This window comes from Enterobacter sp. PGRG2, from assembly GCF_030291195.1.
In the GTDB taxonomy this organism is placed as follows: domain Bacteria; phylum Pseudomonadota; class Gammaproteobacteria; order Enterobacterales; family Enterobacteriaceae; genus Enterobacter_D.
Map to the genome: position 1 here is coordinate 2,642,942 of NZ_CP127837.1, position 14,386 is coordinate 2,657,327.

Below are 14,386 nucleotides of genomic sequence, written 5' to 3' on the forward strand. Positions count from 1 at the left end.
TATTTTAGTGCAGTTACGCCGGGCACCGGGAGACGTCTATTTTTAACGCAGGAAATGGGCAGGAAACAATCTTTTATTAACGATTGTGTGAAGTGATTATTACATCTTTTTCACGATTGACGGCAGGAGTGGAAGAAAGGATGCACCATAAATGTGCAAAACCCCCCGCCGGGGCGAGGGGTCATAGCAAATCACAATACTTATTCGATATTGGATTCAATGAACCACAGATACTGATCCAGGTCGCGTGATGCGGCGGTCAGAATGTCAGCGGTGTCTTCATCCTGCGCTTCGCTGATGGCTTTACGCACATCGTTTGCCACTACCGCGTAGCGGTCGGCCAGCTCTTTCAGGTGTTCCTGAACGGAATGAATGTCCAGCGGGTAGCTTTTCAGCGGGGTTTTGCTGTTGATAACCTGAGTGGTACCCAGTGCAACACCGCCCAGCTGTACAGCACGTTCTGCCATGGTATCCAGGTGATCCACCAGGCCTGTACGGAAGCCATCCAGCATTTCGTGAACAGCGATAAAGTTTGCGCCGCGCATGTTCCAGTGCGCCTGCTTGGTGATCAGAGACAGGTCAATGAACTGGGCCACCTGACGATTAAGCAACTCGATAGTCGCTTTCTTATCGTTATCAGAGACATCATTGCGGGTATAAAGCAGATCGGAAGCTTTCGTTTTTACCAGTTTAGCGGTACTCATAATCTCATATCCTCTTGATGTTTATGTCCCGGGTAATTACTGGAACTAAGTATAGCAGCGGATCCTGGCTTTGCTTTTCGTCTCTGCCTATCGGTTTAATAGCGACAACGATAGGAAAAATTAAATCCTATTAAATTTCAGTGACTTGATGATTTTTTTAGGAATGATTCTTAATTCTGACCGGGACAGAAGAGTGTGAATAAATATTACTGAAAATAAAGCGAAACAGCGCAGGGATTATTCCGGGCGCTTCGCCTGGCGCCCGGAAATATAATTTAACTGATATCCACTTTCTCAATTTTCGCTTCACGGCGCAGCGTCAGGGTCGATCCCATGGACGCCGTAATGATAGCGAGCAGAGCCAGCCACTGGGTCAGCGTCAGGTTTTCCCCCAGGAAAACCATGCCCGACAGCGCCGCCAGTCCGGGTTCCATACTCATCAGCGTACCGAAGGTGCGGGTCGGCAGACGGGTTAGCGCCACCATCTCCAGCGAGTAGGGCAGCGCCGTGGAGAGGATCGCCACGCCCAGCCCCAGCGGTAAGACCGACCAGTGCCACAGAGCATCGCCCGCCTGCCAGACACCGACCGGCACAAACACCAGCGCGGCGATCAGCGAACCAATGGCCACCGTTGCCGGACCATGTTCTTCCCCGGCACGCTGGCCGCTTAATATATAGACAGCCCAGCAGGCCCCCGCGCCAAGAGCCAGCGCCGCACCGGTCAGATCAACATGTGAGACATCCTGGCCGAGGGGCAGCAGAAACCACAGTCCGAGCACCGCCAGCGCCACCCAGATAAAATCCACCGCGCGCCGGGACGCAAAGAGCGCCACCGCCAGTGGGCCGGTGAACTCCAGCGCCACCGCGATCCCCAGCGGCACCGTCTGGATAGATAAGTAAAAGAGATAGTTCATCGCCCCGAGGGATAATCCATAAAGCAGCAGCGGCTTGCGCTGCGCTTTAGTAAAACGTAAGCGCCACGGCTTGAAGATAACCACAAGGATCAGCGTGCCGAGGGCCAGACGCAGGGCAGTGACGCCGGGCGCGCCAATTAACGGAAAGAGCGATTTCGCCAGCGAAGCCCCGCTCTGTATAGAGAGCATGGCAATGAGGATCACCAGTACGGGCATCCATACCGGCGTTTTACGGGACAATCCAGGCATCCTTTCTCCTGTCAATTTATGTCAAACGAAGTAAAAGAAGGCAGTGTAATGGAAATACCTGCCCACGGTTGAACCTTCGTTGAAAAAAAGTCTCCGCAAATCCGTACAATAGGCCATAGTTGATGGATTAATCGCCGTTTGATTAGGATTAATCTGGATGAATATGTTGCGTTTCTCGCGTAAAAATAGCGTCCTGTGTGGGAAAACCGCTGCATTTTGAAAGAGATAGTCAGTGCTGGAAACGTTCTGTTACAGGAAAAGAGCCCTTAGACAACGTAAACCGCCAGGAGTTTCCTGACTATTTTTGATATATTTAAAACTTAGGATTTACTTGAAGCACATTTGAGGTGGTTATGAAAAAAATTGCATGTCTTTCAGCGCTGGCCGCGATTCTGGCCGTTACCGCAGGTTCCGCAGTAGCTGCATCCACCGTTTCTGGCGGTTACGCTCAGAGCGATGCGCAGGGCGTAGCGAACAAAACAAACGGTTTCAACCTGAAATACCGTTACGAAAATGATACTCCGCTGGGCTACATCGGTTCCTTCACTTACACCGAAAAAGATCGTACCGAAGACGGCGCTTATAACAAAGCACAGTACTACGGCGTGACCGGTGGTCCTGCTTTCCGTATCAACGACTGGGCCAGCATCTATGGCGTAGTGGGTGTTGGTTACGGTAAATTCCAGCAGCGCGAAGATGGCTTCAAAACCGCTGACACCAGCGATTATGGCTTCTCTTACGGTGCAGGTATGCAGTTCAACCCGATGGAAAACGTTGCTCTGGACGTGTCCTACGAGCAGAGCCGTATCCGTAGCGTTGACGTTGGCACCTGGATCGCAGGCGTTGGCTACCGCTTCTAATCACTTCTGTGATGATAAAAAATCCGCCCTCGGGCGGATTTTTTTTTGCTTTATGGAAACGAATGGCTACGGTCGTAGGGTTTACCGCGTTTTGGTATCAAAAATATCCGTGCCCAGATGGGTGTAATCCACTTTCTGCAGTTTGAAATTCGTCACCCAGGTGGTGCCGCTTTTTTGCGAGGACATAAAACGGTATTTATTGGTGATCTCTTTCGCGCTGATGCCGGTCCACTGTGAGAAAAAGTTCAGGAAATCATTGGCCGAGCGACGGGCTTTGATCACGCGATGGGTCTTGTCATCGCTGGAGACCACCATAAAGGGCACCTGGAAGTTCTGCTGGAAGGTGTCGCCATGGGCCAGATACTGCACGTCTTTGCCGCGCTCTTTAATGGCAAGGCCATGATCCGAGAAATAGACCATCGAGAAACTGTCCCCCGCGCCCTGCAACTGCGCATAGAGTTTGCCGAGCAATTCATCGGTCTGGGTGATGGAATAGAGGTAGCAGGAGGTCTCTTTCGACTGCACAAACACCTTATATTTACCTTCGGTGCGATCGCAGGCCTGCGGGTGGGAACCCATCAGGTGCAGGACGATCAGCTGCGGCTGGCTGCGCGGCGTGGACAACACCTGGGCCGTCATTTTCAGCAGCGCCTCATCCTTGACGTTTTTATCCGCTTCGAAATCGCCGTTTTTCAGGAACTGCACTTCATCGGCGCGTTTCGCGATGCTGGCGATGGCGGTATCGTATTCGCCAATTTGTCCCTGATTGGAGAACCACCAGGTCTGGAAACCGGCGCGGTTCGCCAGGGTGACGAAGTTATCCTGGTATTGCGGTTTATCGTCCACCACGCGGTTCAGCGTCAGGCCGAGGGATTTTTGCGTCGAGCCGCTGGCGGCCACGTAGTCGATAAAGAAGGTGCCGTTAACCTGGCTGGCGAAGGGCGTGTTATTCCAGTACCCGCCAAAGGCGCCCATCGCGTCGCGACGCACGCTTTCGCCGATCACCACCACATAGGTGTGATATTTCGGCTTCACGCCCAGCACCGTCCAGGTATCTTTCATGCCGGACAATTCCGCCATGCGGGTCTGTTCTTCCCGCACTTCGCGGTTATTCACCACCACATCTTTCACGAAGCGCACTACCGGATAACCGGTGTCTTTCAGATGGAAGCCCCAGCCGTAGTAGAGGTTGCTTACCGGCTGCACGAACACCACCGCGAGACAGAAGGCGACACCCAGATGATCCCATTTACCCCAGGCCGGACGTTCCGCCGCTTTGCGGCGCACGGCGATCACGCCCAGGCCAAAAATAAACAGGCCTATCACGTAGTTGTGCCACGGGAAAATCGTCAATATTTCCGTGGACTCTTCCATATTGGTGGAGTGCAGCGCCAGCAGGGTATTAAAGTTGGGCGCGCCATAAGCCTGACCGAACGGATAGTAGGACGCCGCCACCAGGGTACAAAGGCCGATCAGCACTTTCTGTACCCGCGGGGCGTGACGCCATAGCAGCTGTAAGACCAGGGCAAAGGCGACGGCATACAGCAGGCTGAAAGGATAGCCAAGGGCGTAGTTAATAAGTAAGGACTGCAAAAAATAAAAACCTGTCCACGGGCTGATGTTCAGCCCGCGTGCAGCGAGGGTTTCTTTTATGATTAAATTCATATGACACTATCGCGAAAACGCCATGTGCTCACCCTGGCGTCGAGGGTCAAAACCTGCGGGACAATGCGTGAAGAATGAGGAGGGGGCCGTCATCCGCAAGCCGCATTTGCGCAGGGCTGCGAGAAGATAGAGCGAGCCGCCATGAAGGTCAACAGGCGTCAGGGCTATGTTTTGCGATAATGGTTACAAAACCAACAAATAATAAGAAATTTCTATAGAAACGATCAGTATGACGGGGGGATGTGACAGAAAAATGAAGCGGCGTACCGCGACGCCGCATTAGCGTGAAGGTTTATCGTCCGGCTGCGGTTTGCTGTGGAACATATCGCACAACAGATTAACCAGCAGTAAACGCACTTTAAAAGGGGAGTGACTGAACACGGCCATACATCTCCTGAATTCGTTCATTAGTTACCTCCTGTCCAGATAAAAACCATTCCGTCCGTGAAGGGTGACTGCATTACATACAGATATAGCATAGGCTATATTTTATAGCTATGGCTAATGCGTTAATTTTTTGTACTCCTCAGGCGATGGTTTACAATGGCCGCTCGCTTAGAGGATGCGGTATTCGCGTCACGTCAATGAGGAAGCACTATGAGTCGTCGCGCAGGTACGCCAACAATAAAAAAAGTGACGCAACTGGTTAATGTTGAAGAACATGTCGAAGGATTTCGCCAGGTTCGCGAGGCGCATCGCCGCGAGTTAATCGATGATTATGTTGAGTTGATTTCCGATCTGATCCGCGAAGTGGGCGAAGCGCGTCAGGTGGACATGGCGGCGCGGCTGGGCGTTTCGCAGCCGACGGTAGCCAAAATGTTAAAACGACTGGCCAGCGTCGGCCTGATCGAACAGATCCCCTGGCGCGGCGTGTTCCTGACGCCTGAAGGGGAGACCCTGGCGCAGCAAAGCCGTGAGCGTCATCAGATTGTGGAAAGTTTTCTGCTGGTGCTCGGCGTCAGCCCGGATACCGCCCGCCGCGATGCGGAAGGGATGGAACACCACGTCAGTGAAGAAACCCTTGAGCGTTTCCGTCTGTTTACCCTGCAACAGGGCCAGAACGCAGAATGACGCTGCCCTTCGTGCGTGCGCTGGCCCGCGACCGATTCTTTCATCTGTTACTGCTGGTGGGCGTGCTCCTCAGCTTTTTCGTCCCCTTTGCCCCGGCGGGCTGGGGTAAAGCCATCGACTGGCACACCATTATTACCCTCAGCGGGCTGATGCTGCTGACCAAAGGCGTCGAGCTGTCGGGCTATTTCGATGTGGTGGGGCGTCGCATGGTGCGCCGCTTCGCCACCGAACGCCGTCTGGCGATCTTTATGGTGCTGGCGGCGGCGCTGCTGTCGACCTTTCTGACCAACGATGTGGCGCTGTTCATTGTGGTGCCGCTGACCATCACGCTGAAAAAACTCTGTGAGATCCCGGTCAACCGGCTGATCATCTTCGAAGCGCTGGCGGTAAATGCCGGCTCGCTGCTTACGCCCATCGGTAACCCGCAAAATATCCTGCTATGGGGGCGCTCCGGACTGTCGTTTGCCGCCTTCTGCGCGCAGATGGCGCCGCTGGCGCTGGCGATGATGCTGACATTACTGGCGCTGTGCTGGTTTGCCTTCCCGAAAAAAGCCCTCAATTACCATAGCGGCAGCCAGAGCGCCGACTGGCAGCCGCGGCTGGTGTGGAGCTGTCTGGCGCTCTATATCGTGTTTCTTATTTCACTGGAGCTGAAACAGGAGCTGTGGGGGCTGGCGGCCATCGCTGTCGGTTTTCTGATCCTCGCACGCCGCGTGGTGCTGAGCGTCGACTGGACGCTGCTGCTGGTGTTTATGGCGATGTTTATCGACGTGCACCTGCTGATCCAGCTGCCGGTATTGCAGGGGGCGCTGAACGACGTCGGCAACTTATCCGCGCCCGGCCTGTGGCTCACCGCCATTGGCCTGTCGCAGTTTATCAGCAACGTTCCGGCCACCATTTTACTGCTTAACTATGTACCGCCGGATCAGCTGCTCGCCTGGGCGGTTAACGTCGGCGGTTTCGGGCTGCTGCCCGGCTCGCTGGCGAATCTCATCGCGCTGCGCATGGCGCAGGATCGCCGCATCTGGTGGCGTTTTCACCTCTGGTCGCTACCGCTGCTCGTCTGGGCGGCGCTGGTCGGCTACGGTCTTTTTATTCTCAGTTAGTGCTCAATTGTCAGTTTTTCCTGGCAAATGTATAGCAACCTCCTAACTTTAGTTAACGGCGCACCTGCCGCGCCGTTAACTGACAGGAACGTTGTAACGCTATGGCTGAGAACATGAACGCGTCTGACGAGACGCAAAAAGACGACAATAAAATCGACAATAATAACGAAAAAACAGAACGCAAACGCCCCGGCAAAAAGCCGATTATTATCCTTGGCATCGTGGTGATCGTCATGGTGGTCGGCGCACTGGTGTGGTGGCTGCTGACCCGCAATGAAGAAACCACTGACGACGCCTTCACCGATGGCGATGTGGTGACTATTGCGCCCAAGGTCGCGGGCTACGTGACCGAGCTGCGTGTGAAAGATAACCAGCGGGTGAAGAAGGGCGATCTGCTGGTGACCATCGATCCGCGCGATACCCGCGCCCAGCGCGATCAGGCGCAGGCCCAGCTGGGTCTGGCGACCGCGCAACTGCATCAGGCGCAGGCGCAGCTGGCGCTCTCGAAAGTGCAGTATCCCGCCCAGCGGGATGAAGCGCGCGCCCAGGTGCTGAAAGCGCAGGCAGATCTGGCCAATGCCGAGGCCGCGTACCGCCGTCAGCGCGGCGTCGATCCCCGCGCCACCACGCAACAAAATATTGATACCGCCAACGCGCAACTGCGCAGCGCGCAGGCCCAGCTGGCCAGCGCTAAGGCGCAGGCGGAAGTGGCCGAGCAGGTGCAGCTGCAAATTCGCCAGCAGGAAACTAACGTCGAAGCGCGCCAGCGTCAGGTCGATCAGGCGCGGGCGCAGCTGGAAAACGCCGAGCTGAATCTCTCCTATACCGAAGTGCGCGCGCCTTTCGACGGTTACGTCACCAAACGTAACGTGCAGACCGGCACTCTGGTGCAGGCGGGCAGCGCGTTGTTCTCGCTGGTGTCGCCGGACATCTGGGTGGTCGCTAACTTTAAAGAGTCGCAGCTGGAGCGTATGCGCCCCGGCAATAAAGTCACCATCAGCATCGACGCCTGGCCGGATATGGAGCTGGAAGGGCATATCGACAGTATTCAGCAGGGCAGCGGATCGCGCTTCTCCGCCTTCCCGGCAGAAAACGCCACCGGTAACTTTGTGAAGATTGTCCAGCGCGTGCCGGTGAAAATCGTCATCGACAAAGGGCTGGATCCCAACAAGCCGATGCCGCTGGGTCTGTCTGTTGAGCCGAAGGTTACGCTGGAATGACCGATCACAACCATGAAAGCTGGAAACCCGCCAGCAATCCGTGGGCGGTGGCGATTGTCGTCACGCTGGCGGTTTTTATGGAGATCCTCGACACCACTATCGTTAACGTGGCGCTGCCGCACGTCGCCGGATCGCTCTCCTCCAGCTACAGCGAATCGACCTGGGTGCTGACCAGTTATCTGGTGGCGAACGGTATTGTGCTGCCCATCTCGGCGTTTTTAAGCCGGGTGTTTGGCCGTAAACGCTTCTTCCTGATCTGCATCGTGATGTTTACCGTCTGCTCGTTTTTGTGCGGTATCGCCACTGAACTGTGGGAAATCATCCTGTTCCGTATCTTGCAGGGCTTCTTTGGCGGCGGTTTGCAGCCGACGCAGCAGTCGGTGCTGCTGGATTACTTTAAGCCGGAAGATCGCGGCAAGGCGTTCGGCCTGTCCTCTATCGCCATTATCGTCGCGCCTGTGCTTGGCCCGACGCTCGGCGGCTGGATCACCGACAACTACTCCTGGCGCTGGGTATTCTTTATCAATATCCCGGTGGGCATCATCACGGTGCTGGCGATCTATCAGCTGCTGGAAGATCCGCCGTGGGAGCGTAAATCGGAAGAAAAACTCTCCATCGACTGGACGGGCATTGGCCTGATCGCGCTGGGTCTGGGTTGCTTACAGGTGATGCTGGATCGCGGCGAAGACGACGACTGGTTTGCTTCCGGCTTTATCCGCACCTTTGCGGTGCTGACGCTGGTGGGCATTATCGGCGCTATCTACTGGCTGATTTACGCCAAAAAACCGGTGGTCAACCTGCAATGTATGAAGGATAAAAACTTTGCGGTGTCGAGTCTGCTGATGGCGGGCATGGCGATGATCCTCTACGGCAGCTCGGTGGTGATCCCGCAGCTGGCTCAGCAGGATCTGGGCTATACCGCCACCTGGTCCGGGCTGGTGCTGTCGCCGGGGGCGATACTGATCGTGCTGACCATTCCGCTGGTGCTGAAACTGATGCCGGTGGTGCAGACGCGCTGGATCATCGCCTTTGGCTTTGCCTGCCTCGCGCTGTCGTTCTTCTGGTCGCGCACCCTGACGCCGGACATCGATTTTGAAACCCTGGTGCTGTTCCGCAGCGCCCAGTCGATTGGTCTTGGCTTCCTGTTCGTGCCGCTGACCACCATCGCCTTTATTACCATACCCCGGCAGCTGAACGCCGACGCCGCGGCGCTGTTCACCATGTTCCGTAACGTTGCGGGATCGATGGGCATTTCGCTCTCCACCGCCGCTATTACCGAACGATCCCAGGTGCACAGCGCCTATCTCAGCGAACATGCCTCGCCTTTTGACGAGCAGTTCCAGCAGGCGATCCGTAGCTCAGCAGAGGCGATACGCAATTTCACCTCGCAGGTGGGCGATCCCACCGCCATTGCCAGCGGGCAGATGTACCAGACCTTAATCGAGCAGTCGCGCTTTCTCGCCTACGTGGATGTCTTCACATTGCTCAGTCTGGTGGCCGTTCTGTTGATCCCATTTTGTTTACTGCTTTCGCCGGTGAAAAGCGAAGGCAGCGCAGGAGCACATTAAGATGCACAGGAAAACTCATCCCACTTTCACCCTGCTGGCGCTGTTGCTGGCAGGCTGCGCCGTCGGGCCGGATTATCAGCAGCCCGCCGCCCCGGCGGTCAGCCACTGGAACGATCAGGGCGACCGCAATGTGAAGTCGCAGACGGCGTCCCAGGCGGTCAATCCCCGCTGGTGGACGACCTTCAACTCCCCGCAGCTCAACAGCCTGATCGAGCGGGCAATTGCCGATAACCTGTCGTTGCAGCAGACCGTGCTGCGCATCGCCGGGGCGCGGGAGCAGATCAATCAGGCGGGCGGGGCATTGCTGCCGGCGGTAAACGGCAGTCTGAAGGCCACCCGTCAGCAGCTCGGGCTGGAAGGGGAGCTGAAATCCCATGACGTTTACGGCCAGCTGAATGACGTTGATCCCGAATTGCAGGGGGCGCTTGGCACCCTGACGCAGCCGGTGAATCTCTATCAGGGTAGCTTTGATGCCCAGTGGGAGATCGATCTGTGGGGCAGAGTGCGCCGCCAGGTGGAAGCGGCGCAGGCGCAGCAGCAGGCGGCCATTGAACAGCGCAACGACGCGCTGGTATCGCTGGAAGCGGAAGTCGCCCGCGCCTGGCTGCAACTGCGCGGCGCGCAGAGCATTATCGCCACCATGAATACGCAGATTGCTACCGCCCAGGAAACGTTCTCGCTGACGGAAAACCGCCAGCGCGGGGGACTCTCGCCGCAGCTGGATGTGGAAAACGCCCGCGCACAGCTTGGCAATCTTGAAGCGCAACTGCCGCAGTATCAGGCGCAGGAGCGGCAGGCGATGAATGCGCTGGCGATCCTGCTCGGCAAGCCGCCGGGTGCGCTGGACGCTGAACTGCGCAACCCACAGCCGCTGCCGAAACTGCCGGATCTGGTGGCGACCGGCATTCCGTCCACCCTGGCGCGGCGTCGTCCGGACGTGCGCGAAGCGGAAGCGAATTTACATGCCGCCACCGCGCAGATCGGCGTGTCGGTGGCGCAGCTGTTCCCCAGCCTGTCGCTGACCGGACAGTTTGGCCTGCGTAACAGCGAAACCAACTGGCTCACCGACTGGAGCAGCCATTTCTACAGCTTTGGCCCGCAGGTTTCGATCCCGATTTTCCAGGGCGGACGGCTGGTTTCCAGCGTCAAACTGGCGCGGGCGCAGCAGGGGGCGGCGGTGCTCAACTACCGGCAGACAGTGCTGACCGCGCTCGGGGATGTGGAGAACGCGCTGGTCAGTTACCGCACCGATCAGCAGCGTGAAGCCGGTCTGAGCAAAACCATCACCGCGCTGCAAAACGCCTTCGATCTGGCGAGCGACAGCTACCGGCAGGGGATCGCCACCTTTATCGATGTGCTGGATGCCCAGCGCCAGTTAGCCCAGGCGGAACAGCAGCGGGCTCAGGCGCGGGTGCAGACCAGCCTCGATCTGGTGGCGCTCTATAAAGCCCTCGGCGGCGGCTGGGAGCCATACCAGAACGTGCAGATGCCTGACTACGCCGTGTTTGGCGACGCGCCGCGCGGATAACTTTCAGAGGATTGGGCAAGAAACGCGCAGGATCGCCACATTCGCATAAGCGGCAGGGCGGGTATAACTACAGAACATTCACGGCAGCATCTTTATGAGGAAGGTTCTATGCGATACCAGAAACTTGGCAATACCGGTCTGTTTGTGTCGGAACTGTGCCTTGGCACCATGACCTTTGGCGGCGAAGACGACATGTGGGGCAAAATCGGCAAGCTCAGTCAGAGCGACGCGGATCGCCTGGTCGGTAGCGCGCTGGATGCGGGGATCAATTTCATTGATACCGCCGATGTGTACTCCGGGGGCCGCTCGGAAATCATCACCGGGCAGGCGCTGAAAAACCTGAAGGTGCCGCGGGAAAACGTCATTGTCGCCACCAAAGTGTTCGGTGAAACCGGCACGGCAGGGGTGAACTCCCGCGGCAGTTCCCGCCACCACATTATCACAGGCGTGAAGCAGAGCTTACAGCGCCTGCAACTGGATCATATCGATCTCTATCAGCTGCACGGCTTTGATCCGGCGACGCCTATCGAAGAGACGCTGTACGCGCTGGATAATCTGGTGCAGCACGGCCATGTGCGTTATATCGGCGTCTCCAACTGGGCAGCCTGGCAGATCGCCAAAGCGCTGGGCATTTCCGAACGGCTGGGTCTTACGCGCTTTGCCTCGCTGCAGGCCTATTACACCCTCGCCGGACGGGAACTGGAGCGCGAGCTGGTGCCGATGATGCAGAGCGAAGGCGTCGGCCTGATGGTCTGGAGCCCGCTGGCGGGCGGCCTGTTAAGCGGAAAATACAGCCGCGACGGGCAGGCGGAAGCGGGCAGCCGTCGCCAGGAATTCGACTTCCCGCCGGTGAATAAAGATCGCGCGTTTGACTGCGTGGACGTGATGCGCACCATTGCCGAGGCGAAGGGCGTGAGCGTGGCGCAGATTGCCCTGGCCTGGCTGCTGCATCAGCCGGTGGTCAGCAGCGTGATCATCGGCGCGAAGCGCGAAGAACAGTTGCTGGATAACATCGCCGCCACCAGCATTCGCCTGAGCGACGACGAACTGCAACAGCTGGATGCGGTCAGCGCGTTGCCGCGGGAATATCCGGGCTGGATGCTGGAACGTCAGGGCGAATACCGCCGCAAGCAGCTGGCTGCGCAGTAATTTATTGCAATTTTGTTACATCCATAACATATCATCCATAAGAGCATTGCCAGCGCCGTCTGACCCGGCATCATGTCGCGAAAGAGAAGGGAGTGATGCTAATGGTCCGTGTCGTACTGGTGGATGATCATGTGGTGGTACGGTCGGGGTTTGCCCAGCTCCTCGGCCTGGAAGACGATGTGTGCGTGACCGGGCAGTTCAGCACCGCTGCGGAGGCCTGGCCCGCACTGCTTCAGGATGATGTTGACGTGGCAGTGCTGGATGTCGCCATGCCCGATGAAAACGGCCTCAGCCTGCTGAAACGCCTGCGTCAACAGCGCCCTGGCTTTCGCGCCATTATTCTCAGCATTTATGATACCCCGGCCTTTGTGCAAAGTGCGCTCGACGCCGGAGCCAGCGGCTATCTCACCAAGCGCTGCGGCCCGGAAGAGCTGGTGCAGGCGGTGCGATCCGTCGGCATGGGCGGTCACTATCTGTGCGCCGATGCCCTGCGCGCCCTGCGCGGCGGCGAACCCTCCGGTAAAGTGCTGAATATTCTCACCCCCCGCGAGCGGGAAGTATTCGATCTGCTGGTCAAGGGCGACAGCGTTAAAGAGATCGCCTATAAGCTCGAACTAAGCCATAAAACCGTTCATGTTCACCGTGCCAATGTGCTGGGCAAATTACAGTGCAGCAGCACCATTGAGCTGGTGCATTTTGCCCTCGACCACCAGCTGCTGACGGGGCACTGATGTCGTCAGCGTCCCGGCGTTTTATGGTGCTGTCGCTGTTTATCGTTCTGGCCTGGGGACCGGGCTGGCTGATGCTGTGGACGCTGAGTTTTTATCTCACCCATAACGGCCAGCAGGCGGTGCTGTTTCTGCCGCAGGGCGTGTTTCTGGCGCTGCTGATTTTGCTGTCGCGCCGCTTCTGGCCGGCGCTGTTACTGCCGTTGCTGGCGATGATTTTCTGGCTGCACAGCGAACAGTTGCTCACTGGTTACACCATGCTGGCCGCCCCCTTAATCGCGCTACCGGTGGCGCGTGTGGCGCACTATTACTGGCACCGTTTTCCCCTCTACTGGCATCGCCTGACGCTGCTGCTGACGGCGGTCACCGCCTGCGCCCTGCTGCAAACCCTGCTGCTGGCCCCCTTTCTGGAAAGTAAGTCCACGCTAATCGGCCTTGCCAGCTTTACCGGCGGCGTGCTGCTGACGCCCTTCGTCTACCTGATTTTTGAATTTCTGCGCCAGCAGCATCGCTATCATCTGCTGGGGCTGGACACCAGCAACCCGCCGCTGCACACCTCGCTGATTATCTGGTGCAGCCTGTTTTTTATTATCGGCATCGGCACGCAGATGGTGCTGTCGCCGGAAATCGAACGGCTGCTGCTGATCGTGGTGTTTCTGCCTAACGTCATCATGGCGTGGAAATTCGGCTGGCAGGGCGGGGTGCTGGCGGGGCTGCTCGGCAGCATGATGATCACCATCGCCCGACAGGTGGGCATCGGTTTTGGCGATCTGCTGGAGCTGGAGATTTTCCTCGCCACCCAGGCGTTGCTCGGCATCGGGCTTGGGATCGCCATCAGCCGCCAGCAGCATCTGGCGCAAAACCTCGATCGCTATCGTCAGCGGCTGGAGGTGGAGTTACAGGCGCGCCGCGCGCTGGCGGAGAAGCTGATCCACAGTGAAGAAGACACCCGCAAAAGCCTTGCCAGAGAGCTGCACGATGAGATCGGCCAGAACATCACCGCCATTCAGATCCAGTCGCAGCTGGTAAAACGCAGCGCGGGCAGCAGCCAGGCGCTGGACGCCGCCAGCCAGATTAACGATCTGGCGCGGCGCATTCACACCTCCACCCGCCAGCTGTTGCGACAACTGCGTCCGCCGGTGCTGGATGAGCTCTCCTTTCGCGAGGCGCTGCACCATCTGGTGAATGAGTTCGCCTTTGCCGAGCGCGGCATCACCTGCCGCTTTGATTACCGGCTCAGCGCGCCGCCGGAAAACGAAACCCTGATTTTTACCCTTTACCGCCTGTTGCAGGAGCTGCTGAACAACGTCTGCAAGCATGCGCAGGCCAGCCGGGTGAGCATTGTCCTTGAGCCGCGCGACGGGCAGATCTGGCTGACGGTCGCGGATAACGGTATCGGCCTACCGGCCGGGCAGTCCCCTGGCTTCGGCATTCAGGGGATGCGCGAGCGGGTGCATGCGCTGGGGGGCGATCTGGTGCTGGAGTCCGCTCAGGGCACGCGCGTAATTGTTAACCTGCCCACACTTTTGCCACAAAGCCCCCGTTAACCAGGAAAAAGTCTTAGTCACTGCGGACTTTCTCTCATCCCCTTTTTCGTTCGCTTTCATATAGTCATTGTCACCGG

Annotated in this window: 13 protein-coding genes; 9 read left to right on the top strand and 4 right to left on the bottom strand. The window is 57.5% G+C overall.

The features are described from left to right. Positions 1-200 precede the first annotated feature (200 nt). Entirely contained in the window at positions 201-704 is a 504-nt protein-coding gene (gene dps / locus QRD42_RS11675) for a DNA starvation/stationary phase protection protein Dps (RefSeq protein WP_072567919.1), read from the bottom strand. A gap of 275 nt (positions 705-979) precedes the next feature. Continuing rightward, a complete protein-coding gene (gene rhtA / locus QRD42_RS11680; protein ID WP_321987171.1) occupies positions 980-1,867 on the bottom strand; it encodes a threonine/homoserine exporter RhtA in 888 nt (295 codons plus the stop codon). 353 nt (positions 1,868-2,220) lie between these two features. On the opposite strand from rhtA, the gene ompX reads away from it, so the two are divergent. Next, positions 2,221-2,727, top strand: a complete 507-nt coding sequence (gene ompX / locus QRD42_RS11685) for an outer membrane protein OmpX (RefSeq protein WP_072567921.1) — start codon at positions 2,221-2,223, stop codon at positions 2,725-2,727. 81 nt (positions 2,728-2,808) lie between these two features. Here the strand turns inward: ompX and QRD42_RS11690 are convergent, their stop codons facing one another. Together QRD42_RS11690 and mntS are read right to left on the bottom strand one after the other, a co-directional pair. Then, positions 2,809-4,392, bottom strand: a complete 1,584-nt coding sequence (locus tag QRD42_RS11690) for a phosphoethanolamine transferase (RefSeq protein WP_321987172.1) — start codon at positions 4,390-4,392, stop codon at positions 2,809-2,811. A 279-nt stretch (positions 4,393-4,671) separates the two neighbouring features. Then, the gene (mntS, locus tag QRD42_RS11695) at positions 4,672-4,800 is read right to left on the bottom strand and encodes a manganase accumulation protein MntS (RefSeq protein ID WP_072567923.1); all 129 of its coding nucleotides are present in this window, start codon (positions 4,798-4,800) and stop codon (positions 4,672-4,674) included. Between the two features lie 189 nt (positions 4,801-4,989). Between mntS and mntR the strand changes: the two genes are divergently transcribed. The 8 genes from mntR to QRD42_RS11735 all read left to right on the top strand — a co-directional run bounded on the left by mntR (position 4,990) and on the right by QRD42_RS11735 (position 14,309). Beyond that, positions 4,990-5,463, top strand: coding sequence for a manganese-binding transcriptional regulator MntR (gene mntR / locus QRD42_RS11700; RefSeq protein ID WP_072567924.1), 474 nt, complete (start codon positions 4,990-4,992; stop codon positions 5,461-5,463). Then, on the top strand, positions 5,460-6,569 hold the full coding sequence (locus tag QRD42_RS11705; RefSeq protein WP_321987173.1) for an SLC13 family permease: 1,110 nt from the start codon (positions 5,460-5,462) through the stop codon (positions 6,567-6,569). The genes mntR and QRD42_RS11705 overlap by 4 nt, the downstream gene beginning before the upstream one ends. Positions 6,570-6,670: 101 nt before the next feature. Then, positions 6,671-7,789, top strand: a complete 1,119-nt coding sequence (locus QRD42_RS11710) for an HlyD family secretion protein (protein WP_321987174.1) — start codon at positions 6,671-6,673, stop codon at positions 7,787-7,789. Further along, the gene (locus QRD42_RS11715) at positions 7,786-9,357 is read left to right on the top strand and encodes a DHA2 family efflux MFS transporter permease subunit (RefSeq protein ID WP_072567927.1); all 1,572 of its coding nucleotides are present in this window, start codon (positions 7,786-7,788) and stop codon (positions 9,355-9,357) included. The genes QRD42_RS11710 and QRD42_RS11715 overlap by 4 nt, the downstream gene beginning before the upstream one ends. A 1-nt stretch (position 9,358) precedes the next feature. Next, entirely contained in the window at positions 9,359-10,885 is a 1,527-nt protein-coding gene (locus QRD42_RS11720) for an efflux transporter outer membrane subunit (protein WP_321987175.1), read from the top strand. Positions 10,886-10,993: 108 nt separating this feature from the next. After that, entirely contained in the window at positions 10,994-12,034 is a 1,041-nt protein-coding gene (locus tag QRD42_RS11725; RefSeq protein WP_321987176.1) for an aldo/keto reductase, read from the top strand. 101 nt (positions 12,035-12,135) lie between these two features. Beyond that, a complete protein-coding gene (locus tag QRD42_RS11730; RefSeq protein ID WP_321987177.1) occupies positions 12,136-12,765 on the top strand; it encodes a response regulator transcription factor in 630 nt (209 codons plus the stop codon). Beyond that, positions 12,765-14,309 (top strand): MASE1 domain-containing protein, encoded by a 1,545-nt coding sequence (locus tag QRD42_RS11735; RefSeq protein WP_321987178.1) that lies wholly within the window; start codon positions 12,765-12,767, stop codon positions 14,307-14,309. The genes QRD42_RS11730 and QRD42_RS11735 overlap by 1 nt, the downstream gene beginning before the upstream one ends. The last annotated feature ends 77 nt before the right edge of the window (positions 14,310-14,386 follow it).

What these genes read in the sequence shown, in the direction of transcription:
- dps (WP_072567919.1), bottom strand. Translation starts at nt 704, where the DNA reads ATGAGTACCGCTAAACTGGTAAAAACGAAAGCTTCCGATCTGCTTTAT.
- rhtA (WP_321987171.1), bottom strand. Translation starts at nt 1,867, where the DNA reads ATGCCTGGATTGTCCCGTAAAACGCCGGTATGGATGCCCGTACTGGTG.
- ompX (WP_072567921.1), top strand. Translation starts at nt 2,221, where the DNA reads ATGAAAAAAATTGCATGTCTTTCAGCGCTGGCCGCGATTCTGGCCGTT.
- QRD42_RS11690 (WP_321987172.1), bottom strand. Translation starts at nt 4,392, where the DNA reads ATGAATTTAATCATAAAAGAAACCCTCGCTGCACGCGGGCTGAACATC.
- mntS (WP_072567923.1), bottom strand. Translation starts at nt 4,800, where the DNA reads ATGAACGAATTCAGGAGATGTATGGCCGTGTTCAGTCACTCCCCTTTT.
- mntR (WP_072567924.1), top strand. Translation starts at nt 4,990, where the DNA reads ATGAGTCGTCGCGCAGGTACGCCAACAATAAAAAAAGTGACGCAACTG.
- QRD42_RS11705 (WP_321987173.1), top strand. Translation starts at nt 5,460, where the DNA reads ATGACGCTGCCCTTCGTGCGTGCGCTGGCCCGCGACCGATTCTTTCAT.
- QRD42_RS11710 (WP_321987174.1), top strand. Translation starts at nt 6,671, where the DNA reads ATGGCTGAGAACATGAACGCGTCTGACGAGACGCAAAAAGACGACAAT.
- QRD42_RS11715 (WP_072567927.1), top strand. Translation starts at nt 7,786, where the DNA reads ATGACCGATCACAACCATGAAAGCTGGAAACCCGCCAGCAATCCGTGG.
- QRD42_RS11720 (WP_321987175.1), top strand. Translation starts at nt 9,359, where the DNA reads ATGCACAGGAAAACTCATCCCACTTTCACCCTGCTGGCGCTGTTGCTG.
- QRD42_RS11725 (WP_321987176.1), top strand. Translation starts at nt 10,994, where the DNA reads ATGCGATACCAGAAACTTGGCAATACCGGTCTGTTTGTGTCGGAACTG.
- QRD42_RS11730 (WP_321987177.1), top strand. Translation starts at nt 12,136, where the DNA reads ATGGTCCGTGTCGTACTGGTGGATGATCATGTGGTGGTACGGTCGGGG.
- QRD42_RS11735 (WP_321987178.1), top strand. Translation starts at nt 12,765, where the DNA reads ATGTCGTCAGCGTCCCGGCGTTTTATGGTGCTGTCGCTGTTTATCGTT.